Annotated in this window: 23 protein-coding genes; 16 read left to right on the top strand and 7 right to left on the bottom strand. The window is 46.8% G+C overall.

What is annotated here, in order from left to right:
- The first annotated feature begins 36 nt into the window (after positions 1 to 36).
- From argS to AABA11_RS15285, 10 genes are all read left to right on the top strand, one after another.
- The gene (gene argS, locus AABA11_RS15330) at positions 37 to 1770 is read left to right on the top strand and encodes an arginine--tRNA ligase (RefSeq protein WP_338269275.1); all 1734 of its coding nucleotides are present in this window, start codon (positions 37 to 39) and stop codon (positions 1768 to 1770) included.
- A 125-nt stretch (positions 1771 to 1895) separates the two neighbouring features.
- The gene (locus AABA11_RS15325; RefSeq protein WP_338269274.1) at positions 1896 to 2879 is read left to right on the top strand and encodes an asparaginase; all 984 of its coding nucleotides are present in this window, start codon (positions 1896 to 1898) and stop codon (positions 2877 to 2879) included.
- Positions 2880 to 2902: 23 nt separating this feature from the next.
- Complete coding sequence (locus tag AABA11_RS15320) at positions 2903 to 3343, top strand: DMT family transporter (RefSeq protein WP_338269272.1); 441 nt, start codon at positions 2903 to 2905, stop codon at positions 3341 to 3343.
- 44 nt (positions 3344 to 3387) lie between these two features.
- Entirely contained in the window at positions 3388 to 4362 is a 975-nt protein-coding gene (locus AABA11_RS15315; protein WP_338269637.1) for an IS5 family transposase, read from the top strand.
- Between the two features lie 149 nt (positions 4363 to 4511).
- Positions 4512 to 4958, top strand: a complete 447-nt coding sequence (locus AABA11_RS15310) for a DMT family transporter (RefSeq protein ID WP_338269270.1) — start codon at positions 4512 to 4514, stop codon at positions 4956 to 4958.
- Positions 4959 to 5235: 277 nt separating this feature from the next.
- Positions 5236 to 5988, top strand: a complete 753-nt coding sequence (locus AABA11_RS15305) for an ETEC_3214 domain-containing protein (RefSeq protein WP_338269269.1) — start codon at positions 5236 to 5238, stop codon at positions 5986 to 5988.
- A complete protein-coding gene (locus AABA11_RS15300; RefSeq protein WP_338269268.1) occupies positions 5988 to 6935 on the top strand; it encodes an LPP20 family lipoprotein in 948 nt (315 codons plus the stop codon). The genes AABA11_RS15305 and AABA11_RS15300 overlap by 1 nt, the downstream gene beginning before the upstream one ends.
- 47 nt (positions 6936 to 6982) lie before the next feature.
- Entirely contained in the window at positions 6983 to 7996 is a 1014-nt protein-coding gene (locus tag AABA11_RS15295; RefSeq protein WP_265728744.1) for a hypothetical protein, read from the top strand.
- 12 nt (positions 7997 to 8008) lie between these two features.
- Positions 8009 to 8602, top strand: coding sequence for an LPP20 family lipoprotein (locus AABA11_RS15290; RefSeq protein WP_265728745.1), 594 nt, complete (start codon positions 8009 to 8011; stop codon positions 8600 to 8602).
- Positions 8603 to 8648: 46 nt separating this feature from the next.
- Complete coding sequence (locus tag AABA11_RS15285; RefSeq protein WP_338269265.1) at positions 8649 to 9785, top strand: murein transglycosylase domain-containing protein; 1137 nt, start codon at positions 8649 to 8651, stop codon at positions 9783 to 9785.
- A 48-nt stretch (positions 9786 to 9833) separates the two neighbouring features.
- On the opposite strand, the gene AABA11_RS15280 is transcribed toward AABA11_RS15285, so the two are convergent.
- From AABA11_RS15280 to AABA11_RS15255, 6 genes are all read right to left on the bottom strand, one after another.
- Complete coding sequence (locus AABA11_RS15280) at positions 9834 to 10448, bottom strand: ubiquinone biosynthesis accessory factor UbiJ (RefSeq protein WP_265728747.1); 615 nt, start codon at positions 10446 to 10448, stop codon at positions 9834 to 9836.
- A gap of 36 nt (positions 10449 to 10484) precedes the next feature.
- Entirely contained in the window at positions 10485 to 10868 is a 384-nt protein-coding gene (locus AABA11_RS15275; protein ID WP_265728748.1) for a gamma-butyrobetaine hydroxylase family protein, read from the bottom strand.
- A 55-nt stretch (positions 10869 to 10923) separates the two neighbouring features.
- The gene (gene hslU / locus AABA11_RS15270) at positions 10924 to 12246 is read right to left on the bottom strand and encodes an ATP-dependent protease ATPase subunit HslU (protein ID WP_265728749.1); all 1323 of its coding nucleotides are present in this window, start codon (positions 12244 to 12246) and stop codon (positions 10924 to 10926) included.
- A gap of 70 nt (positions 12247 to 12316) precedes the next feature.
- Complete coding sequence (gene hslV, locus AABA11_RS15265; RefSeq protein ID WP_265728750.1) at positions 12317 to 12868, bottom strand: ATP-dependent protease subunit HslV; 552 nt, start codon at positions 12866 to 12868, stop codon at positions 12317 to 12319.
- Positions 12869 to 12987: 119 nt separating this feature from the next.
- Complete coding sequence (locus AABA11_RS15260; RefSeq protein ID WP_265728751.1) at positions 12988 to 13599, bottom strand: SPOR domain-containing protein; 612 nt, start codon at positions 13597 to 13599, stop codon at positions 12988 to 12990.
- A gap of 65 nt (positions 13600 to 13664) precedes the next feature.
- Positions 13665 to 15896: a primosomal protein N' gene (locus tag AABA11_RS15255; protein ID WP_265728752.1), complete on the bottom strand. Its 2232-nt coding sequence runs from the start codon at positions 15894 to 15896 to the stop codon at positions 13665 to 13667.
- A 267-nt stretch (positions 15897 to 16163) separates the two neighbouring features.
- Here AABA11_RS15255 and rpmE point away from each other — a divergent pair, with 267 nt between their 5' ends.
- From rpmE to AABA11_RS15240, 3 genes are all read left to right on the top strand, one after another.
- The gene (gene rpmE / locus AABA11_RS15250; RefSeq protein ID WP_114411483.1) at positions 16164 to 16379 is read left to right on the top strand and encodes a 50S ribosomal protein L31; all 216 of its coding nucleotides are present in this window, start codon (positions 16164 to 16166) and stop codon (positions 16377 to 16379) included.
- 8 nt (positions 16380 to 16387) lie between these two features.
- Positions 16388 to 17170 (top strand): thermonuclease family protein, encoded by a 783-nt coding sequence (locus tag AABA11_RS15245; protein WP_265728753.1) that lies wholly within the window; start codon positions 16388 to 16390, stop codon positions 17168 to 17170.
- A 170-nt stretch (positions 17171 to 17340) separates the two neighbouring features.
- Positions 17341 to 18609, top strand: a complete 1269-nt coding sequence (locus tag AABA11_RS15240) for a malic enzyme-like NAD(P)-binding protein (RefSeq protein ID WP_265728754.1) — start codon at positions 17341 to 17343, stop codon at positions 18607 to 18609.
- 80 nt (positions 18610 to 18689) lie between these two features.
- Here AABA11_RS15240 and AABA11_RS15235 read toward each other — a convergent pair whose 3' ends face one another.
- The gene (locus tag AABA11_RS15235; RefSeq protein ID WP_338269253.1) at positions 18690 to 21134 is read right to left on the bottom strand and encodes a penicillin-binding protein 1A; all 2445 of its coding nucleotides are present in this window, start codon (positions 21132 to 21134) and stop codon (positions 18690 to 18692) included.
- A 149-nt stretch (positions 21135 to 21283) separates the two neighbouring features.
- Here AABA11_RS15235 and AABA11_RS15230 point away from each other — a divergent pair, with 149 nt between their 5' ends.
- Genes AABA11_RS15230 through AABA11_RS15220 form a run of 3 tightly spaced genes read left to right on the top strand, consistent with a single transcriptional unit; the run spans position 21284 to position 24105 of the window.
- Positions 21284 to 22249 carry a hypothetical protein gene (locus AABA11_RS15230; protein ID WP_338269251.1) on the top strand — a complete coding sequence of 322 codons (966 nt, stop codon included), beginning with the start codon at positions 21284 to 21286 and terminating at the stop codon, positions 22247 to 22249.
- Positions 22221 to 22931: a hypothetical protein gene (locus AABA11_RS15225; protein WP_265728758.1), complete on the top strand. Its 711-nt coding sequence runs from the start codon at positions 22221 to 22223 to the stop codon at positions 22929 to 22931. Before AABA11_RS15230 ends, AABA11_RS15225 begins: the two co-directional genes overlap by 29 nt.
- Complete coding sequence (locus AABA11_RS15220) at positions 22924 to 24105, top strand: type IV pilus secretin PilQ (RefSeq protein WP_265728759.1); 1182 nt, start codon at positions 22924 to 22926, stop codon at positions 24103 to 24105. The genes AABA11_RS15225 and AABA11_RS15220 overlap by 8 nt, the downstream gene beginning before the upstream one ends.
- The last annotated feature ends 17 nt before the right edge of the window (positions 24106 to 24122 follow it).

Raw genomic sequence — 24122 nt, 5'->3', positions numbered from 1 at the left:
TTTTAGTGACATATTTACTGTTTAAAGGTCTCCCTTGTGAATATTCAAACTCTTTTAAATCAGCGCATTCAAGCCGCCATGGTTGCCGCTGGTGCGTCGGATACGGCCGCCGCGTTAGTTCGTCAATCGGCAAAAGTTCAATTTGGTGATTACCAAGCTAACGGCATCATGGGCGCGGCGAAAGCCTTAAAAATGAATCCTCGTGATTTTGCTCAAGCCACATTAGAGAAATTGGACTTGTCAGATGTCGCCGATAAAGTTGAAATCGCGGGCCCAGGTTTTATCAATATTTTCTTGAAAAATGTTTGGCTCAGCAAAGAGTTAGCGACGTTACGCGGTAGTGAGCGTTTGGATGTTAGTGAAGTGTTAGAACCTGAAACGGTGGTCGTGGATTATTCAGCGCCAAACCTAGCCAAAGAAATGCACGTCGGCCATTTGCGCTCGACGGTAATTGGTGACGCGGTGGTTCGCACTCTGGAGTTTTTTGGCCATCATGTGGTTCGTCAAAATCATGTTGGTGACTGGGGAACACAATTCGGTATGTTGCTGGCGTACATGGAACGCTTACGTGCCGAAAACGCCAAAATTAGCATGGCGCTTTCTGATCTTGAAAGCTTCTATCGTGCCGCTAAAACCTGCTTTGACGATGATGAGGCTTTTGCTACTCGTGCTCGTGAGTTGGTGGTTGAGTTGCAGTCCGGTGACGAAGGGTGCTTGGCGCTTTGGGACGAGTTTATCGAAATCTCTATGGCGCACTGTGAAGAAACCTACAAAATGCTTGGTGTGTCTTTAGAGCGTCAGCACGTCATGCCTGAAAGTGCCTATAACGATGATTTGGCCAATGTGGTCAGCGAGCTTAAAGAGCAAGGTTTGTTGCAAGAATCCAATGGCGCACAGTGTGTGTTTATGGAAGAGTTTGCTAACAAAGAAGACGAGATTACGCCAATCATCGTGCAGAAAACCGGCGGTGGTTTTTTGTATGCGACAACGGATTTAGCGGCGGTGCGTTTCCGTCAACATACCTTGAATGCCAATCGCGTGTTGTATTTTGTGGATGCACGTCAGTCTTTGCATTTCCAACAAATTTTTACCTTGTCTCGTAAAGCCGGCTTTGTGAAACCAGAAACACAATTGGAGCACATGCCGTTTGGTACGGTAATGGGCAGCGATGGAAAACCATTCAAAACTCGTTCTGGCGGCGTAGCAAAATTGTCTTCTTTATTGGAAGAGGCACAAGAGCGTGCATACCAATTGGTGGCGTCGAAGAACCCAGAAATGAGCGAAGAAGAGCTGCGTAACATCGGCCGTGTGGTTGGTATTGCGTCGGTCAAATACGCTGACTTATCGAAAAACCGCACCAGTGATTACGTGTTCAACTGGGACACCATGCTGAGCTTTGAAGGCAACACGGCGCCTTATTTGTTGTACGCTTATTCTCGCGTAGCAAGTATCGTAAAACGTTCAGAGATGGACGTGGCGAGCTTGACGGGTGACATTGCACTTGAGGAACCACAAGAGCGTGCTCTAGCAGTGAAGTTGTGTCAGTTTGAAGAAGCGATTCAGCAGGTCGCTAATGACGGTATGCCGCACTTCTTGTGTTCTTACCTGTACGATTTAGCAGGTACCTTTATGACTTTCTACGAAGCCTGTCCTATCCTGAACGCCGAAGATGACGTGAAACATAGCCGTCTGCAATTGGCGTTAAATACGGCTTCAACGCTGAAGCTTGGCTTGTCTTTGTTAGGTATCGAAACGCTAGAGCGTATGTGATTTTTCTACGCTTTCATGTGTAAATTAAAAGGCGCTTTTCTAGTCGAAGAGCGCCTTTTGTGTTTTCAGCGTTAAGTGACATAATTCATGGCCAAATGAAACAAACAAAGAGGAACAAGCAGCAAATGAAGATTTATATTGCTTATACGGGCGGCACGATTGGCATGGTGCCTTCCGAGCAAGGGCTAACACCTGATGCCGCGTTTGCTGACCATCTTGCCCAACACTTAAATGCATCCGATGAACTTACTCATGACTTTGTGATAGCAAGTTACCTAAGCTTAATTGATTCTTCCAATGCCACGCCAAAAGACTGGCAAACCATTGCCCGAGACATTGAAAGCAGGTGGCAGGACTTTGATGCGTTTATTGTCTTACATGGTACAGACACCATGGCGTACACCGCGTCGGCGTTGTCTTGTATGTTTGAGAACGGTGATAAGCCGATTATTGTCACTGGCTCACAAGTGCCTATGTATAAAGTTCGCACGGATGCCATGATCAATGTAATGGGCGCCATCTCTGCTTGTGAAGCGCTTAATTGTGTAAAGCATCACAATGGTGTGTTTTTATTTTTCGCTGGTCGACTCATCGAAGGCGACCGCGCACATAAGGCGCACACCAGTGACTGGCAAGCGTTCAGTTCTCCGAACTGCCCAGAGCGAGGGGTGCTAGGCATCGATTGGCGCTGGGCTGTGACCGACAGTACACAAAAATCGATGAACGTTCGTATCCCAGAGATGGAGGAGGGCGCTGTGACCATTTTGCCTGTGTTTCCCGGCGTTCAAGCTTCGCATTGGTTAGGCTTATTAAGTGAAAATGTAAAAGGGGCGGTGTTATTAAGTTATGGTGCTGGCAATGCGCCCGATAAGGATCCCGCTCTTTTAGCGCTTCTAAAAGCCGCAACAGACCGCGGTGTTGTTATTGTTAATGTGAGCCAGTGCGGTGCTGGAAGCGTAGCCGCTGGTGCTTATGCTGCGGGTTCTGCTTTGGTTAAAGCGGGCGTGATTTCAGGCAAAGACATGACTTACGAAGCCGCGTTTGTGAAGTTGAGCTTTTTGATAGGTTTAGGTTCTTCGAGCGAAGAAATTAAAAATTGCTTCTCATAACGAGAAGTTAAAAGGGATTTTGTATGGCATTTTTATATGTGCTCTTGGTGCTGATTTGGTCAACAGGCTTTATCACCGGCAAACTTATCGTCGGTTTGATCGATCCTAATGTTTTTTTGAGTGTTCGTTTTGTTTTAGCAGGCTTGCTGTTTCTTGCCATTGCCTTGTGGCAGCGTCGACGCTTTCCTGCGTGGAATGAATTACCAAAGCACATTATTGCCGGTATGTTGATGAATGGCTTTTACTTGGGCTTTGCCTATGTTGCCATAGCAAAAGGGTTGCCCGCTGGCGTTATGGCTTTAATTGGCGCATTGCAACCAGCGTTAGTGACCTTGCTTGCCTTCTTGTTGATCAAAGAAAAAACGTCCTTGAAAGGTGTCATCGGCATGTTGGTTGGCATAGTTGGGTTAGTTTTGGTTATCAGTCCAGCGCTAGAGCTAGGGAACATGCGATTAAGTCGGTAACATGAGATAATCTCGCCGACTTAAGACAACTACGACGCCTACCGATCATGAACCAGCTTTCCTTCGCCGACACCGAATTTACCAGCAAACGCCGCAAGACTCGCAAAGAACTCTTTCTTGGTCGAATGGATGAATTGATTCCTTGGCAGCAGCTTGAAGCCCAAATTGAACCCTTCTATCCAAAAGCAGGTAATGGACGTCGCCCATATCCTTTGTCTACCATGTTGCGCATTCACTTTATGCAGAACTGGTACAACATGGGAGACCCTGCAATGGAAGACGCTCTTTATGAGATTACCTCTATGCGGCTTTTTGCTGGGTTATCCTTAGAAGGTGCGATACCTGATCACACAACTATTATGAATTTCAGGCACTTACTGGAAAAGCATAAGCTTGGACGAAAACTATTTAAAGAAGTCCATAAATGGCTATCAGACTCAGGTATTTACTTCAAAGAAGGCACCATCGTTGACGCGACTATTATTGAAGCCGCTAGCTCGACCAAAAATAAAGCCAAATCACGTGATCCAGAAATGCACCAAACTAAGAAGGGAAACCAATGGTTCTTCGGATTAAAAGCACATATTGGAGTCGATGCTAAACGTGGCTTGGTGCATAGTTTCACCACCACTTCTGCCAATGAACACGACCTAAACCAAATCACTGAGCTCATGCATGGCGATGAGACGTTTGTCTCTGCTGACTCGGGCTACCGTGGCGTGGAAAAACGTGAGGAAACAAAAGATAAGACGTTGGAGTGGTTGATTGCGGAGATGCCAAGCAAGGTTCGGGAATGGAAAAAGCATCCCCGTATTAATAAAATCCCCATCAATACTGAGTACATAAAAGCGAGCATCAGAGCAAAAGTAGAGCACCCGTTTCGGATACTGAAGTGCCAGTTTGGCTTCCGCAAAGTGGTCTATAAAGGTCTATCAAAAAATGACAACAAGCTCGCGGTGTTGTTTGCACTGGGAAACATACTGCGAGTGGATCAGATGATAAGGTCTGCACGGGGTTAATCCGTCTTGATGGTGGTAGTTGGAGCTTTTAAGCCTCCAACTAGGGAATAAGACACACTAAAAACCGAGGTTTTTAGTAAATTAAAGAGCGAATCAGGCCAGCTGCGACTTAGTGCTAATAATCTGACTTAATCGCACGTTCCCTAGATATGAGTCATGGGGGCATTACGTTACTGACGTTTACCTTGGCTTGCGTTGCGATATTGGCTTTGTCTCTTGGTGTGACTTATCAAAAAATGTCGATATCATCGTCTGATATTTTCAGTTCCATGGCGATTCAAAACCTCGCCGCGAGTGTTGTCTCGATTGGCTTTATGTTGTTACTTGGTGAAACCTTATTTGCCGTGCAGTTGGAATCTTTCTTGCTCGTCATTTGGGGTGTACTGGTTTTATCTGGCGGCGGTGTTTTTTTAATGGTGTGGTTATTAAGAAAAGTCCGAGCATCACAAGTTTCTACTATGTTGTTACTGGCTCCGCCGTTAGCTGCGGTAGAAAGTTACTTTCTGTTCAGCGAATCTATGACGATGATTCAAATTATTGGTTTTGTGATTACGATTGTTGGTGTGTATTTTAGTAGAACTGGGACTAGTCGATAAAACATTGGCTATTTAAATAAAAAGGCGTTTTACATAATCTAAATATAGTAACCACCCTCCCAAAATGGATGTGATATTTAAGGTCTCATTGCAGACACTACGTTGAGTTTTATTCTGGTTGTGAAATAAACAAAACTTGGACGTTTCGAAAAAAAACGTCAAAAAAGACTAGAAATGTCAGGATAGTGTCTTTTTTTGCTTGATCTATAAGGAATTTGTGGTGTTTAATGCGATTTCTTTACAATGTAAATGGATTTAATTTAAACACATGGAATATGTGCCTACTGAAAAACCACGCTTTATTAAGCGTGTTCAAAGTGTCATTTTCACAATTGCTGCAATTATGCTTTCTATTGGCCAATGGTCGGATACTAAGCAAATGTCAATTGAAATGTACGAAGGCTTTATTGCCAAATTCACCGATAAAATTGAATTAGAGCAGCTTTCTAAAGTGAAAGTGGGCGGTAATATCCACTTCATAGAGCAAACCTTTGGCATTGCCACTGTTATAAAAGAATCACAAACGAATAAAGAATTAGAATATCGCTATTACCCTAATTCAAAATATATTCTCACGGTTGCGACGCAGAATAATTATATTAAGGGTTATCAAATCATCAGTTTAGATCGTTCTTTTTACCCTGTATTGCCATTTTCAGGGAAGGAACTTGGTCGTTTTGTTTATGCTGAATACTCACCTTATTTTGATGAAATCCGTTCGGATGATGCCAACTTAACCTATTATTTAGAAAGCCACTCGTTAGGGCGTGCTGGTCTGTTTTTTAATCAGTTTGTCGCTTATGTTGGGTACGGTGCGGCATACAGTGAGTCGACAATGAGTGGAAATCAAATTGCGGAATTGAATGACAGTCTTCTCAAAAATGGGCAGGATCAATCGTCTGATGTTCTTAACTCACTGCGGGGCGCGATTAAACCGAATGTTTTCTCCGTAGGTGATATAGACGCATCCACTGCTGCAGACATGTTAGTGACTCGATATGAATACGCAGCGTACTTCAAGGACGAGTGATGACACGCTATCTTATTTGCAGTCTTATCGCCTTGATGTTGTCTGCCTGTCAAAGCTTCCCAGGATTTGAGCCTAGCATGCCAGACTGGTGGGTATCTCCACCGGAGGATAACTCTAAATGGCTATATGGTTTAGGTGAAGGCGCTCATCTCAACGCTGCAAATCAGCAAGCATTATCAAACATAGCTGGAAAGCTTCAGACGACTATCAGTGCTTCTTTGTCCCGGCGCACTCAAGAAACAACCATCTCCACATCCGATTACATTGATCGTCAGCTTTCATCTGAAATAGAAAAAGTCTCCTTAAGCCATTTTGAAATCGTTAAAACAGACACAATTTCTGACCGCGTTATGGTTCTGGTTCGCGTTGATAAAGACGCTTTGGTTAATAATTGGTCTCGTCAGCTAAATACGATCGAGAATGAATTGGCTAAGCTTTTAGCGAATCAACAAATCAGCCGTTTTCAGTGGTGGGTTGCGACCCGCCATTTTGTATCGCGAGCTGAGGAAGGCGATAAATTGGCCTCGTTAATATCTGGTCTTACGAGCAAAGATATTACTCCTTATCTTGCTCAGAAGCTTCGTCATGCTACGTCACAACACCCCCTCTCGGTAAAGATTAAAGGTGATCGGACGCTGATCAATCGTGCACTTATCGCCGACTTACTCTCGCAAGGTTTAAGAGTAGACGACTGTAAAAAATGCGACCTTATTATTGATTACGATACCCAGTTTAGTTCAAGCGTTTTGTTTGGTGAGAACATAGTAAAAATGGATTTCGTTGGCACGTTAACCGATGGCTCAGGAGTTGTGTCTTCAAGCCATTGGAAGGTCAGTGCCGCTTCAGTTTCTGGATTGGATGTAGGCAAAAATGCCACCCAGTCAATGGCTGTTCAGAAAATAAAGGGTGAAGGTCTTTGGAAGGTCTTCGGTATGGAAACTAAATAGATAGAGTCTTATATATGTTCAAGAAAAACGTTCTCCTTGGTGCAACAATGATGGGTGCCACTTTACTGACTGGTTGTATGGGCGGAAATTTAAAGCCTAAGGATACAACGCCTGTTGTTGTGCCTCATGCTGAAATGGCACCGACTCAAGAAGAGTTAAAAGCTCAAATGAGTGGTCACGGCTACAAGATTATCCTTTCTCCTGTTGAATACAGCGATGATTACGACAAGGTATTCGCAAATGATGTATACGATGATATTTCACAGCGACTATTGAAGTCTGGGAACATCGTTGTAGATCGTACGTTGGCCACTAAATTGAAAAGTGAGCTTTTGGCGGCTGAGGCATCAGGTAAATTTCGCACCTCCGGTCCTGCGGTTGCTGATATTGCCATCATGACCAAAATTGCGAGCGTAAAATACGGCTCAACATTCCATGAAGCCAACACTTGGCAGGATAAGAAAGGTAAGTACCACAAGTCGGATGCTTACTGTCGTTTTTCCAGCCAAGGTCAGCTGTATGTCCGTGCCTATAAAGTACCATCCATGGAACTAATCAATACCTATGAGTATGAAGGCTCATCCAGTTTTTCGACTGATACAACACGTTCTAATTGCCCAATCTCAGAAGCAGCAGCAAGAGGGCTTATGACTAAAGCATTAAATGATGCGATCAAGTCAGGCTCAGGTGAAACATTAAATGATTTAGCGCCAGCGGCTTACGTTATCGAGCGTAGAGACAACGAAGACGCTTCAAAAGCGCTTTTCCGTGTCACGATTGGCAAAAAATCGGGCGCTATGGAAGGGGCTACTGTGAAGTTTTACCGTAAGAAAAGCCATATCACTCCAATCACCAATGAGGTTCGTATTGAAAAGTCCTTATTGGGCGAAGGTGAAATGATCGCTGAAGGCATCGACGGTCAAGGCGCTTATGTGTATGTGGGCGACGAAGAATTGATCAACGAACTAAAGATCGGAGACATCGCACGATTGGATCATGGAAAGTGTGACGTAGGCGAGTCTGAAGTATTTGGTTCTTGTGTCAAATTACCAAGCTTTTAATATAGGGATATTATGATGCGTTTACTGAAAGCTGGGGTTGTGACGTTATCGGTTTTTGCACTGGCAGGTTGTTCATCTGTACTTACTAAAGACCTCGTAAATGATGGGTGTAAATATCCAGATAACTTGGATGTAGTGGCCCCAAATTGGGTTTGTAATCATCCAGTCGATGACCTAGAAATTCAGGCTGTTGGCTATTCTAGGAAGCTAGCATCAGGCCCTGGCATGATGACGGATGTTGCAACAACTGAAGCCAGAGCTCGTTTAACTGGGTATTTTGCTTCGGAAGTGAAGACGCGCTTGTCTAGACTAACGACCGACAGCCAAACAGAAGAAGGCACGACAAACGCAGATGTTTCTGAACGGATTCAGAAAACCTTGGCGACGATGACGCTGACAAAGTCTCGCATTTATCGCACTCAAACGAGCCCCAAGGGCAACATGTATGTCCTAGTCGGTCTCAATAAGGCGGCTTATGCGGAAAACATGGAAGCCTTAGTGAACACGGCTTTGAATGATGATTCTCCTGAGCTGTATCGTCAATTCTTGATGGAAGAAAGTGACAAGTCACTGGATCAAGTCCGTCAGGAGCTCGGCGGTAAATAAAATGATAAGGGGGCTATTCGTAGCCCCTTTTTTTGGTGCCTATAAAATGAAAAAAGTTTCTCAATTCGTACTGCTTTTTATATGTTTTGGCTCCTTTTCTGTTGGTGCTAGCAGTTATGCCGAATGGAAAGCGAGCCGTCAGACAAGTTATAAAGAGTTTAAAACGCAATACCAAGCTCGTTATATGGCGTTTAAGAATAAAGTAACGGGCAAGTGGGGCGATAAAACCGCTCTTTCAGGGCAACACCAATACGTTGTTTACAGTGATGATCTCGAACAGCGAACGGTGCTCGATTATGAAAACAATGAAATTATTGTTGAGTCGCTTTCAGATGAGGCGCCTGATGTAGAGCAAGCGCTATTGGCATTGCAAAATACCTCGGTTAATCAGGCGTTAGCCAATGATCCTGTATTATCCAAAGTGGCGATTAAACACGCGTCTGATTCTTTGTTAAAAAGCATAAGCGATGACAGCACACTGGCTGATCTTGCAAAAAATAACACAACAGAAACGGATACGGCTGTTGTGCCTCCTCTTCTACAAAAAATGGGGCAGGGGGCGTCAGATGTGCCGCAAAGTGCCATAAGCAAACGTATAAGCAGGGTTCGTATCAACTTACCAGAGAATGTGTTCTTAAAAAGAGCGTCGCCATTTATGCCTACAGCGGTGGCGATGGGTGAGAAATACGATGTAGATAAAAACCTGATTCTTGCTATAGCGCAAACAGAATCGAGTTTTAACCCGTTAGCTCAGTCTCCTATTCCTGCCTTTGGTCTTATGCAAATAGTGCCAGACTCTGCAGGACTGGATGTGAACCAAATGCTTAATAGCAAAAGTGACAGCCCTGAAGCGTCTTTGCTCTTTCAGCCGAAAGACAACATCGGCTTCGGAACGGGCTATTTACATTTGCTTGATACTCGATACCTAAAAGATATCAAAGATGAAAGAAGCCGGCTGTATTGTATGATTGCGGCTTATAATACGGGTGCTGGAAATGTGGCGAGCGTGTTTCACCCTCAGCGTCGCAAGGTCATGAACCCCGCGATAGACGTGATAAACAGCTTATCATCAGAAGAAGTGTATCAGCGTCTTGTCACCCAGTTGCCTTACAATGAAACTAGAGTGTATTTAAAAAAGGTCACAACAGCGTTGGCTCAGTATCAGGCTGCGGATCAAGGATAGTCGGTAACGATGGACTCATTTTCGATTCTGTTCTTGAGTCCATCTTCGTTATTTCGCTAACAACCTCAACCTAGCTTCAGCGCGATCTATTAAGGTGCCGAAGCGTTCCATTTCATCGACGAAGTGGTCGAATTCAATTTTGCTTGGCAGAAGTTGGCTGTCGGTTTGTAGATGTTGAACCAGTTGCATTCTGGTGCTGGTGGCGAATTCTTTGCTCCAAGACCACTGAGCGCGTAGCAGACGAGCCAAAGCGGCGGCGGATAAATCGCCAATGTGATCAGCAAGCAATCCTTCCCAATCCAATTCAAAGTTTTCCATCACTTTATGCAATGTCATCAAGGCTTGAGCGTTGCCCTGAATGCGTAAGTCACCGTCAAAGAAACCATCGCCTTCGAGCAGTTTCCGGTACGCGGCGCTCGGTCCTTGCACTAGGGTATCTAATCGCGGATCAAGCTCTATCTCTTCTATACTTTCGGGTCTGTTGAGCATGACGCCTTGTTCAAGAATGTGAATCTGCAGAATAAAGTCGAAGTCCTCCACGTAAAGAAAGACTTGTTGTCCTGCCAATTTGCTTAGGCGATTTTGGGAAGGTGTGTCTTGTTTCAGGGCGAGGTTAATGGCGTTTTCAATCGCGCTAAGTGCCGATAATGTCAGTGAACCCATAAAAACGTCTCGATCATGGCGGCTTAAGTGTTGTCACTAAAGCTGGTGGATTTGAATAACAGAAGTGTCCCGTGTTTGCCCTTCTTTTTCAAGACGATCTAGGTACATCTGCCAGAGTTCATCATGGTTTTTACCAATATTGTAGAGGTATTCCCACGTGTAAAGTCCTGTGTCATGACCATCGTCAAAGGATATTTTGAGCGCATAATTTCCAGCGCCTTCGATATTATGGATAGCCACGTTTTTTTTACCGTATTGTAATATCGGCATTTGCAAACCGTGCCCTCGGACTTCCGCAGAGGGTGAGTGAACCCGAAGGTATTCCGCGCTCAGGCGAAAGCATTGTCCATCCGCAAAAGCGATGGCTAATTCTCGGGATTGTTTGTGGTAGTTGATCGACGTGGGCGCAGGCGTTGCCATTGTTTTGTCCTATGAAGCCCCTTCATTGAAGGGGCGTGTTATACGATGAAATCAATTATAGGATGTATTGGCTTAGGTCTTCGTTTTCGGCGATTTCCCCAAGTTGCTCATCGACATAGGCGGCCGTAATGTCGACGGTTTGATCGTCAGGCATATCACTGGCGGAATAGGACACTTCTTCAAGCAAGCGTTCAAGTACCGTGTGCAGGCGACGAGCACCGATGTTCTCTGTGCGCTCGTTTACTTGGAAAGCGATCTCAGCAATGCGATGAATGCCTTCCTCGGTGAAGTTCAAATTGATGTTTTCTGTTTTCGCGAGCGCCACGTATTGCTTCGTGAGAGACGCGCTTGGCTCGACCAGAATACGTTTGAAGTCGTCGACGGTGAGTGCGTCTAGCTCAACGCGAATAGGTAAGCGACCTTGCAGTTCAGGAATCAAATCCGATGGCTTAGACAGATGAAACGCACCCGATGCGATGAACAAAATGTGGTCGGTTTTGATCATGCCGTATTTGGTGCTCACCGTACAACCTTCGACTAATGGTAATAGGTCGCGCTGTACACCTTCACGGGACACTTCGCCGCCAGAACGTTCTGAGCTTTTTGCCACTTTATCGATTTCATCTAAGAACACGATGCCGTTTTGCTCAACCGCTTCTACAGCACGGGCTTTTAACTCTTCTTCATTAACCAGCTTTGCCGCTTCTTCGTCACGAACTTGGCGCAAGGCTTCTTTGACTTTCAGCTTGCGTTTTTTCGTCTTTTGAGAACCGAAGCTAGAAAACATGTTTTGCAACTGGCTGGTCATTTCTTCCATACCAGGTGGCGTCATGATTTCGACACCCATTGGCGAGTCGGCGACATCAATGTCGATTTCTTTGTCGTCCAGTTGGCCTTCGCGTAACTTTTTACGGAATGTCTGACGTGTGCTGTTGTCTGCTAATTCAGGGTCACCGCCACGAGCGGGTGGCAATAGCACATCAAGAATGCGGTCTTCAGCAGCGTCTTCGGCTTTGTGACGCAGCTTGGCTGTTTCTTGTTCGCGCAGCATTTTGATCGCCATTTCGACCAGGTCACGAATAATGGATTCCACATCGCGGCCGACGTAACCGACTTCGGTAAACTTGGTGGCTTCGATTTTGATAAAAGGCGCATTAGACAATTTTGCTAAGCGGCGAGCGATTTCGGTTTTACCTACGCCCGTGGGGCCAATCATCAAAATATTTTTTGGTGTCACTTCTGCGCGCATGTCTTCAGGCAGCTGCATGCGACGCCAACGGTTGCGCAGCGCAATCGCCACGGCACGTTTTGCTTTTTGTTGGCCAATGATGTGATTGTCTAAGGCGTTAACCGTCTCTCTTGGGGTCATGCTACTCATTGATGAATTCTCTTCTATGTTCTTGAATGCTACGTTCTTGAATGATGGTTGCGTCGCTTTTTGGAAAACCTTATTTAGACTGGTCTTCAAGCTGCGGGTCGATGGTGATGTCTTCTATGGTCAAACTGTGGTTGGTGAACACACAAATGTCCGCGGCGATGTTGAGGCTTTTCTCAACGATCTCTTTGGCCGATAACTCTGTGTTATCAATCAAGGCGCGAGCGGCCGCTTCGGCAAAGTTACCACCAGAGCCAATGGCCAATGCGCCGTGTTGTGGCTCAACCACATCGCCAGTGCCCGTGATGATCAGCGTGCTTTCTTTGTTAGCAACGATCAGCATGGCTTCTAATTTGCGTAACGCGCGGTCGGATCGCCAATCTTTAGCGAGATCTACCGCGGCGCGCACAAGATGCCCTTGGTGCTTTTCAAGCTGGCCTTCAAAGCGTTCGAACAGTGTAAATGCGTCGGCTGTACCGCCAGCAAAGCCAGCAATGACTTCACCTCGATACAAACGACGCACTTTACGTGCATTGCCTTTCATCACAGTGTTGCCTAAAGATACTTGCCCATCGCCGCCTACGACGACTTGGTTGCCTTTGCGTACAGTAAGAATCGTTGTCATGGTCTACTCCCGTTTCGATACTAACGAAATGGGGGCGAGCGGTCGGATTTCAAGCGAGGATTGCACACAGAGAAGGCTTTCATTTTCTGTATGCAATCTGGACGATTATCTGAAAGTGGTTATTGGTCTTTTTTGACTTTATAGGAGTAAGACGAGATGTCCATGGACACGAGTTTGTCTTCCGCGCGGTTCATTTTCGAACGAGATTCATAAGGGCCAAGCACGACGCGATACCAAGGTTGATCACCTTGGCCAATGGTTTTGCGAATATTGGTCTCAACCATGCCAGACAGAATCAGTTTGGCGCGCATGCGATCGGCGTCTTCTGGGTTTCTGAATGAAGCAGCTTGTAGCATGTAGTAGAAGTCTTGTTCGCCACGAGGTGTGGATTGATAAGCATCGACATGACTGGTATCCACTTCACTGTTTTGCAGTATTTGGTAGAACTCAAAGGTGTCTTTCTTAGGGACGCCCTTTGTGGTTTCTTCGACTTTTTTTGGCGCTGCTGGTTTGGGCTTTTGTGCGACTTTGGGTTTTTCTACCGGTGCGGGTGCCGCTTTGGGGGCCACTTGATTGAGCTGTGTGAGTGCGTAAATAAATGCAATCAAAATCGCGGGAACCAGCAGCCACAACCACCATGCTGTTTTGCGTTTTTGTGGTGGGGGTGTTCTTCGTGTCGCCCCTTTTCTTGGGCGACTTCCTTTTGCTGCAATCTGGATCGGGTTAAACATAATTTGGGCTTTTGGGTATCGTATAAATAGGGCGCTGAATGAGTGTGCACATTATGCGTGCAAGATCAGTAAGTTTCCAGTGGATCGACGTCGATAGCGAATCGAATCCGATGTTGACGTGTTGATTGCTCCAGCCAGTCGCTCATCATTTGCGTGGCTTGATGTAGGGGCACACGGTGAGCCGATTTGATGGAAATGAGCGCCCTGTGTTGTCCTGCTTTGCGAACGATGATGGCCGCATAGGGGCCAACCAGATACACGTCTTTTGAGAACAATGGCTCAAGGTCGTTTCTCATGGCCGCCAAAAGTTGCATGGCTTCATGCTCATTTCCCGATTCGGCACGCACGATCACTTGATGATAAAACGGCGGCAGTGATAGGGATTTCCGTTCTGCTAAGCCATCAATCGCAAAATGCTCGTAACCGAGGTTGCATAAACATTCGATAGCCGCATGGTCTGGATGGTAGGTTTGCAGCAGTACGTGCCCCGGCTTTTTGGCGCGCCCCGCTCGCCCCGCAACTTGTGTGATTAGCTGGGCAGTGCGCTCCATTCCGCGAAAATCGGATGAGAACAACCCAGCGTCGGCGTCCATGATGATGACCAAGGTGACATTGGGGAAATGGTGACCTTTTGCCAGCATTTGCGTGCCAATGAGAATCGCTTGATCATGTTCGTGGATCTTTTGCGTGAGTTTTGCCATGGCGGATTTACGCTGTGTGCTGTCTCGATCGATGCGTAAAATAGGCACATCTTTGAACAAAGTACTGAGCTGCGTTTCTATTTGCTCCGTTCCTTCTCCGACCGTAAACAGCTCTTCTGACTGGCATTCAGGGCAAGTATGGATCAGTGCTTTTTGGGTGTCACAATGATGGCAATGCAGCTTATTAGCGCGTTTGTGTACGGTGAGGTTGACGTCACAGTGGTCGCACGCAGCAATCCAGCCACATTGATGGCACATCAAGGTGGGGGCGTAGCCGCGGCGGTTTAAAAAAATCAGCACTTGTTCTTTGCGTTCTAAACACAACGTCATGTTCGCAAGTGCCTGTTCACTGAAACCATGCACGAGCGTTTTTCCGCGAAGGTCAACTCTTTCCATTTCTGGGATGTGCGCATTGCCTGCTCGTTGACGCAGTTTGAGCCAAGCAAAACGCTTTTGTAGTCCATTGGTTAAGCTTTCATAGGACGGTGTTGCTGAGGCAAGCAGAACCGGAATGTTCAAAGCTTGCGCCCGTTTAATCGCCAAATCACGAGCGTGATAGCGGAAACCTTCATGCTGTTTATAAGAGGTGTCGTGTTCTTCATCAATGACGATCATGCCCAGGTTTGGTGCCGGAATGAACGCCGCGGAGCGAGTGCCTATGATGATTTTGGCGTGACCGCTTGCGGCCAATAACCAAGCGTCCAGACGCTCGCGGTCACTCATGTTGGAGTGCATGAGGACGATGTCGGTATTGAAACGAATTTCAAAGCGCTTTAGCGTTTGGGGCGTTAGGCCGATTTCCGGTACCATGACCAGCACTTGCTTGCCTTCTTCGATCAAACGCGCCATGACGCGTAAAAAAACTTCGGTTTTGCCGCTGCCCGTCACGCCGTCTAACAAGGCCACATTGAATTCATGGCGATGATCGAGTAAATGCTCGGTGGCGTGCATTTGCTCTGGGTTCAGTGTGGGCGGTACTTGTGTTTGATGTGCGTGTTTTTCACCGCCTTTGTTGAAGGAACGAGGTTCTCTGCGCAACAAGCCCTTTTCTTCTAGTGTCTTGCCTGCTGCTGGCGCAAGATCCAGTACCGATGCCGCGTGTTGGCTCAAGCCATGAGGGTGTTGTTGTACGGCTTTTAAAAAATCTTGCTGGCGAGGCGCACGGCTGAGCTGTTCAAGCGGCAGTTGTTGTCCTTGTGGCGTCGTGAACCACCAATTTTCGGTTCGAAATTCGGCGTTTTCGCCTTTGCGCAGCAAAACGGGTAGAGCGTGAAAAATCACATCGCCAATTGGGTGGTGGTAATAGCGGGCAGCCCATTCGCACAATGCCATCAACTCTTGGGTGATAACGGGTCTTTCATCTTGTAGCGATGTCAGTGGCTTTACCTGCTCTGGGTCCCAATCGCTGGTGTCACTCAGTGCGACAATGACGCCCAATCGGCTGCTTTTTCCAAACAGTACTTTGACTCGCATACCCGGTTTGAGTTCGTGCCTTAACGCAATGGCTTTCGGAACTTTGTAGTCAAATAATGTCCGCATCGGCACAGGTAGAGCGACTTTGATGTATGGGTGAAGTGTGAGCAGCGCTTCAGACATGCGTTAGGTTAAACCTTGTTTAGTAAAGCAAAAAGTAGAGATCTTAGATAATGACTAAGTGTACGTCAGAGTGATGGGTTGGCGCGAGCCACAATTTTATAGGCAAAGCGCGATAAAAAGGTTGCTGATTAGGTCATAGATCCCTAAAATACGCCACTCTTGGATCCACTGTACAATGTCTGTACAACGAAACGTGCGGTGCTTGGCAAGGCAATAGCCCATTAATATTGATCAAGTGGCGGCACACCAAACTTTAAGGTAACTACGATGAAAAAAGATATCCACCCAACTTACTCTGCACTTACTGCAACTTGTACTTGTGGTAACACTCTGAACCTAAACTCAACACACGGTAAAGACATGCACATCGACGTATGTAGCAACTGTCACCCATTCTACACTGGCCAACAAAAAATGTTGGACACAGGTGGTCGTGTTGATCGCTTCAACAAGCGTTTCGGAGCGCGTCGTACTACTAAGTAATTGGTGGCATGACTGTGATCGGATTAAAAAAGCGCCAAGTTTTCTTGGCGCTTTTTTTGTTTTTGTCCTGTGCCATTCAAGCCAGCGAACTGTGTAAAGCGACTGGCGCATTGGAAAAAGCTCAGATAAAAAGAGTGGTCGATGGTGATACCATTCACCTTGCCGATGGCCGAAAAGTTCGGCTGGTGGGTATCAATACACCAGAGCTTGATCATGAAAAAGGCAACCATGAAGGCTATGCGGTAGAAGCGACCCGTTTCTTACGTGCACGCCTTGGGTCATTTGTTTACCTACAAAGAGCAAAAAACGATCAAGATAGATACGGTCGAAAATTATACTATCTCTTCGATAAAGATCGTCTTTCACTGACAAGTCAGTTACTATCCGAAGGGCTTGGTTATCGAATTGCCATCCCTCCAAATCTTGCGTATCAAGCTTGTTTTGAGGCGGCTGAGAACTCAGCTCGCAGTGCCCATAAGAAATTATGGCAGCAACCTTTGCACTGGCAGCCAAAAGCTGGCTTTGCAATCTCTCGTGTTAACATCACTTCCATTACTCAAAACAGAGGTGGTTGGTGGCTAGAAACCGATCAGGATCTAGTAATCAACTTGCCATCCAGCGCGGTCGACTATTGGCCTGCTCAAAAAGTGTTTTCACTTGAGGGCAAAACAATAGAAGTGCGAGGTTGGCAGCATCAAAGGAAAAGTCGTCACTCTGACTTTAAATCTTGGGTTCTTTCTGTAAAGCATCCGAATGATTTGCTTGAAATCAAAGACTCTTTCAATAGTTGATTGATAGAATATTCCTATGGTTTTACGCTTTAAAGTACGGGGTAGATCGATTATTCTGGCGACTCAAAATTATAAGGTGCCACTTTCGAAGCTTTTGTAGGCTTGGGAACAAGGCCCAGTTTGGCTATGATAAAACTAATTACTTACACCAAATAGACGGAAACATAATAATGGCTGAAGATATAAAACAAGCGGCGTTGGATTACCATGAATATCCAGTTCCAGGAAAATTGAGCGTAACGATCACAAAACCGACAGCAACCGCTCGTGACCTTTCTCTTGCTTATAGCCCTGGTGTGGCTGAGCCTTGCCGTGAAATCGCAAAAGACCCAGAAAATGCTTACCGTTATACTGGTAAAGGTAACCTAGTAGCGGTTATCTCTGACGGCTCTGCGATCCTTGGTTTGGGCAATTTAGGTCCATTGGCCAGTAAGCCCGTTATGGAAGGTAAAGGCTTGTTGTTTAAGCGCTTCGCCGGCATTAACTCTGTTGATGTGGAAGTAGAATCTGAAAGCCCACAAGCGTTCATCGACACGGTTGCCCGTATTGCCAACACATATGGCGGCATCAACCTAGAAGACATCAAGGCTCCTGAGTGTTTCGAAATCGAACGTCAATTGATCGAGCGTTGTTCTATTCCTGTGTTCCACGATGACCAGCACGGTACTGCAATCGTAACCGCAGCGGGTCTTTTGAATGCCCTTGAGCTGCAAGGCAAAAACATTGCTGATGCGAAAATCGTTTGTCTAGGTGCTGGTGCAGCGGCGACAGCGTGCATGAAGCTAATCATTGCATGTGGTGCACAACGCGAAAACATTTTCGTTCTTGACCGTAACGGTGTGATTCATTCTGGTCGTACAGACTTGAACCAATTTAAAGCCATGTTTGCGATCGATACAGATAAGCGCAACTTGGACGATGCCATTGATGGCGCTGATGTATTCATCGGTGTATCTGGTCCAGATCTATTGTCTGCTGACCAGTTGGCTAAAATGGCGGCGAACCCAATCGTGTTTGCTTGTTCAAACCCAGATCCAGAAATCAATCCAGAGCTTGCTCGTGCCACTCGTGATGACTTGATCATGGCAACAGGCCGTTCTGATTACCCTAACCAAGTAAACAACGTTCTTGGCTTCCCATTCATCTTCCGTGGTGCATTAGACGTTCGCGCGACTAAGATCAACGAAGAAATGAAAGTGGCAGCGGTTCATGCGCTTAAAGATCTTGCGAAAGAAGACGCGCCAGCAGACGTTGTCGCGGCCTACGGCGGCGCACCATTGAGCTTCGGCAAAGAGTACATTTTGCCAAAACCAATGGACTCTCGTTTGCTGAACGTAGTGTCTGCAGCGGTTGCTCGTGCAGCGGTTGATTCTGGTGTGGCAATGCTTCCATACCCAGATTTCTACCCACTAGAGAATCTTGACCACTTCGGTGCTTAATCGAATTAAGTTCCAATAAAAAGGCGACTCCTTGTTCGGGAGTCGCCTTTTTTTATGTTCATTTGTTGCTGTGAGAGTGCTTAGAACAAGTTTTCTAATACGTTATTTTCTTGCTTCTCAACTTGTGCATCGTTGCTCGAATTGTTGTTGGAAGCCGGTAGGTTTAGGTCGCGTTGTGGTGGCACATGGTTCTTTCTGAATATTTCAAAAATGGCATTGGACTGTCCCGGCAACGCGCGCTCTCCTGTATTGGGATCGATTCTGACGGTGACCAAAGAGGACGGTTTATACACATACGAAGGCTCTGTGCCTCTTAGCGCTTCGCGCATGTAATCTATCCAAGCCGGTAGCGACACAGACCCACCCCATTCACCGCGACCCAATGATGATGAGTTGTCAAAGCCACTCCAGACGGAGGTCACAATCTCGCCATTAAAGCCCGAGAACCACGCATCGCGGCCATCGTTTGTGGTGCCTGTTTTGCCTGCAATATCATCACGTTGTAGAACGCGAGCTCGTCGACCCGTACCGTATTTGATGACGTCTCTCATCATATCGTAAGTGATGTAATTCACTTCTGGGTCCAATACTTGTGGTGCAACTGGTAAGCTTCGAATGCCTTCTTGGGTGTTGAATAACCCCATCTGAGGCTCGTTGTCTTGTGTCTTTTCCAATAAGGTGCAGGTGACACAAACGGTAATCGGATTGGCCTGAAACAATGTTTCGTTGTTTCTATCGACGACTCTATCAATCAGATATGGCTGAACTTGGTAGCCGCCATTAGAGAAGACCGCATAGCCTGTTGCGATTTGCAATGGAGACAAGTTGGCGCTGCCTAAAGACAAGGACAAGTTATTCGGCAGCTCGTTTGGATCAAAACCAAAACGTCTCAAAAAGTTGAGTGTGGGACGAATGCCCAGCTCATCAAGCAAGCGAACCGAGACAATATTCTGAGAGCGATACAATGCCTGACGCAAACGAGTCGGGCCGTAGAACTTGCCACCGTCATTAGTAGGGCGCCATGCAGAAGCAAGGTTGGTATCGTTAAATACCACAGGGGCGTCATTGATAATGCTGGCGGCGGTATAACCGCGGTCTAACGCGCTGGCGTAAATAAAGGGTTTGAAGTTGGAACCCGGTTGGCGCTTGGACTGCGTGATACGGTTGAATTTATTTTCATAGAAGTTGAAGCCACCGACTAATGCTTGGATCGCACCGTCTTTGCTGTTCAATGAAATTAACGCGCTCTGTACTGTAGGCTTTTGCGCCAAGATCCAGCCAAGCTGCGTGTCAGGGCGTAAACGTACAATGTCGCCCGGTACCAACACATCGGCAACGTTCGACGGCACGGGGCCTTGCGAATCTTCGTCGATGTAAGGGCGAGCCCACTTGATAGCATCCCATGCAAGGGTGGCGCGCTTGCCGTTAGCAAGCCGAACGTCTGCACTGACATCGCTGGTGGTGATGACCAATGCGGTTTGCCAATCGGAGAAACGCTCAATATCTTGTAGGGCTTTTTCTTGTTCTTCCAATGGCGCATCAACCAAGTCGGTACGGGTTTCAATCGAACCGCGGTAGCCGTGTCGCATGTCGTAGCTCAATACACCATTAAAAACCGCTGCGTTAGCCGCCTTTTGGCGGGAGGCGTCGATGGTGGTGTAGACGGTCATTCCGGTGCTGTACAAGTCGTCGCCGAAGGTGTTGTAGAGCTCTGAACGCACCATTTCAGCAATATAGCCCGCTTCAATATCAGGCATAACGCCGTGGTTTTTTGCGGTGATCGGGGCTTCTACGGCGGTTTGATACGCGTCTTTATCGATCATGCCCAAAGACAGCATGCGTTGTAGGATCCAATTGCGGCGAATGAGCGCGCGTGATGGGTTCACAACAGGGTTAAACCGAGAGGGCGCCTTGGGTAAGCCGGCAATCATCGCGAGTTGAGCAAGGTCTAATTCGCTCAGTGTTTTGCCATAGTAGACTTGGGCGGCGGCTTCAAAGCCGTAGGCGCGGTTTCCTAAATAAATTTTATTGACGTAAAGCTCAAGAATCTCATGTTTACTGAGTTCTCTTTCCATCTTTAAAGAGATGAAGATTTCTGTGAATTTACGCGTGAAGGTTTGTTCGAAAGACAAAAAGTAGTTTCGAGCGACCTGCATGGTGATGGTACTGCCACCACCTTGTTTTTGTCCGGTGGTAATCAGTTGCACGACAGCACGACCTAAGCCCAAAATGTCGACGCCTGGGTGGTGATAAAAGTTGGTGTCTTCGGCGGCTAGAATAGCGTGTTCTAGATTTTGTGGAATCTCAGCATAATTGATGGGGGTACGGCGCTGATCGCCAAATTCGCCGATGAGTTGGTTGTCGGCGGTGTAAATGCGTAACGGTATTTTCAGCTCAATGTCTTTTAGTTCTTCTACGGTTGGAATGCGGTCTTTTACGCTGTAGTAAATCGCGTAGGTTATTCCTGCAGCGCTCAGCGCCCCAAAAAGACCGAGAAAGAAGAGAATTTTGAGTGTCTTGGCCATATGAATCTAATAAGTACTGAGTGAAAAAAAGCCATTATACCTAAGATGATCAGAGAATAGGCGCTTAACTTTGCATCAAATCGTGTTATCTTGAGAAAAATTTGGCATGGACGTCAAATCAAAAAAGCTTACCCATTCAAGGATGAATAATGAGGCTCACTTCTGCCTATTCTGTGGCTGTGTACCACGCAGAATATTGTACGTTTTATGAATCGTCTACAGCGCCAGCTCTGGCGAGATTAGACCCATTCTTCTCGCAGGACATACGCCCTGACTCCCATCAATTGGCGTTAATTCAATCCACTATCGTCACTAGACGTAAAAACAAGCCGACTCGTCTCATCGTATTGGTTCCGGATGCATGGCTGTCGACATCGCAATGCCAGATCGATCATTTGGTGCCCGTTTCGTTGTTGCCACTGGCGGCGCTAAGCTACGCAGTAGAAACCACTTTCTTGCCACCAGAAACCTTGAGTTTTAGCTTTCAGCAACACTCTCTGCCTAATAAATTCGCGGAATTGGCGATCTTTGCCTGCTCCAATGAATGGCGTAAACAGCTTTGCGAACCCTTTAAACGGCCCTCACATCAGTGCCTTCTCATACCCTTCAGTCAGTGGAATTCTATGTCCGAGAGGTCGCGTTCTTGGTCTCAATGCCAAAAAAAAGCCCTGGCCACTTATCAGCCGGATAAACCGCAGCGTCGAGTGAATCGTTTATTGTGGTGGAGTCTATTGATGGCGAGCGTGCTGATTAACGGAAGTGCCTCTGCGTATTTTCTGGCGCTACAGCAACAATCAGCACAGACGTTGATTGAACGTCAGCAAATCTTAAACCAGCAAACGACTTGGTCTTCGTCGCGTGTCGACCACCCATTTATTGAAACATTGTTGGCCATGGTTCAATCTCTGCCGCGCTCAGTTCGGATCGTGTCTATGACCCACGTTGATGCCAATGCAACACTCCTGATGACGTTACCGCAGCAGGTGTTAACGGACCTATTGAATCAGTGGCAAAGCCAAACGCCCACATGGCAATGGCGTATAGAATCAACCGTTGTTTCTGCTTCGAATCGAACGGAGGTGGTCGATGTTTCAATCCATGTTTTTGAGCCTTAAAAGGCGTCCTCTTCCGGCTCTACGCTACTCTACAGTGGCCTTGTTATCGCTGTTGCAGATATCACTTTGGTACCCGTGGTTATCTCAAGCGCATGATGACATTCGTCGTCAGACGAGGTTGAAAAATCAGGCGGTCAGCGAATGGCAAGCGATACAAAGGCAAGCCATTGCGTTGGAAAATGTTCGCTTTGGCGAGTACGCCTGGCTAGAACACCGAATTGTTGCACGTAAAGCGAATGTGGCGACGCAATGGAGAATCGAAGGGTCACAGACTTTGGTGCAATGGCGATCTTTATTGGAGGAGGTGCAGCGTCGGTTTTCGTTAAGTGTGTTAACGGTTTCTTGGGAACGAGAGAAAAACGCGCAGTGGCATGGCGTGTTGCGGTTCGCTATACAAGCCCCAAAGGCGAACCGAAGTTTCCACAACTGGCTGCCTACACGATTGGACGATACGCGTTTTATTCCAGCGGATTGGCTGCTGCTGTCGACCATGCGAACAGCGAAAAGCACTTCCGCATTGATTGAATACAAACATCGGCGGCACTGGGTACAAGCCGGCAGTTGGCTACCGGATGCTGGTTTGTCGGTTCGTTCTGTGGCGCTGGGTCAGGTGACATTGGTGGAAAAAGGCGGTGCGTTGCAAACGCTGTTGATTCGCGATTTCGGAGGTGTTGGTGAGTAAATTTATCAAAGCGAGCCTATTACTTTTGATGCTGATGATCGGGCGTTCTGTGAGTGCTATGGATGTGTATTTTGAGTCGCGCTCGTTGCAAGAAGTGCTGCCATGGTTGGCGTCACAAATGAACGAAAGCGTGATTATCAGCCCCGACATACAGGATGTGTTGACGTTATCGATCAAAAACGCGAGTTGGAAAGACGTGATGGAGGCCATTGCCCAGCAACCGCATTTGCGGCTCGAGTGGCAAGGTTCGGTGGCGGTACTGATGCCGAATCGAATAACCGATGAGGTGAGCGCAGACGCTCAAGAAGCGTTGTGCCAGCGTGCGTATTGGCTGCTAAAACATGCGAAAGCGGACATTGTGGGTGAGCACTTGCAAACCTTATACCCATCGCTTTCTCTTATTGTTGATAAACGAACAAACTCCATCGTCGCCTCGACGTGCGATTCGCTCGATGGGATTCTCGACACCTTGGCGTGGTTGGACGCCCCCCTTAGGCAGGTGGAAATCAGTGCACAAATCGCTCAAGTGAGTCGCACCGCACAATCTCAATTCGGCGTGAACTGGCAAACCTCATTGTCCGATGGTGTGCGTTCGTCCCTTGGTGGTGCGGTGGACTTGGGCGCATTAACGCCGTCGACCAGTGTGAGCTTTTCAAATTCGGGCGGTTCTGGGTTGCTGGCGCTCACGTTGGATATGATGGAAAGTGAAGGCTACGCAAACGTGGTGTCGAAACCAAAAATTGTCACGTCGGAAGGGCAGCCTGCACGCATTGAGTCTGGAACGGAGTTTCCTTATCAAACGGTCAATGATGACAAGGTGAGTATAGAGTTTCGTCAAGCTGCGCTGATGTTAGAGGTGACCCCCTTTGTAAAAGACGGCGAGCATATTTTATTGTCGTTAACGATCCATCAAGACTCTGTGGGAGACTTGATTAACGGCGTACCAAGTTTAAAAACCAACCGCTTAAAAACTCAGGTGGTGGTGAAAAACCAAGAAACGCTTGTTTTAGGGGGGATTTTTCGTGAAGAGCGCTTTGAATATGAGAGCAGGGTGCCCTTCTTGAGTGCGATACCATGGCTGGGGGAGCTGTTTAAAAGGCGATCAGAACAGCAAGAAAAGGTTGAATTACTTGTATTTATTACGCCAAAGCTGCTACAAATGTCAGTTAACTAGGCCGCAGTCTAAATCTG

The sequence above is a fragment of the Marinomonas pontica genome, from assembly GCF_036322735.1.
GTDB classification, from domain to species: Bacteria; Pseudomonadota; Gammaproteobacteria; order Pseudomonadales; family Marinomonadaceae; genus Marinomonas; species Marinomonas pontica.
Note: the sequence above shows the minus strand (reverse complement) of the source record. Positions and strands in the feature narration are given on the sequence as shown.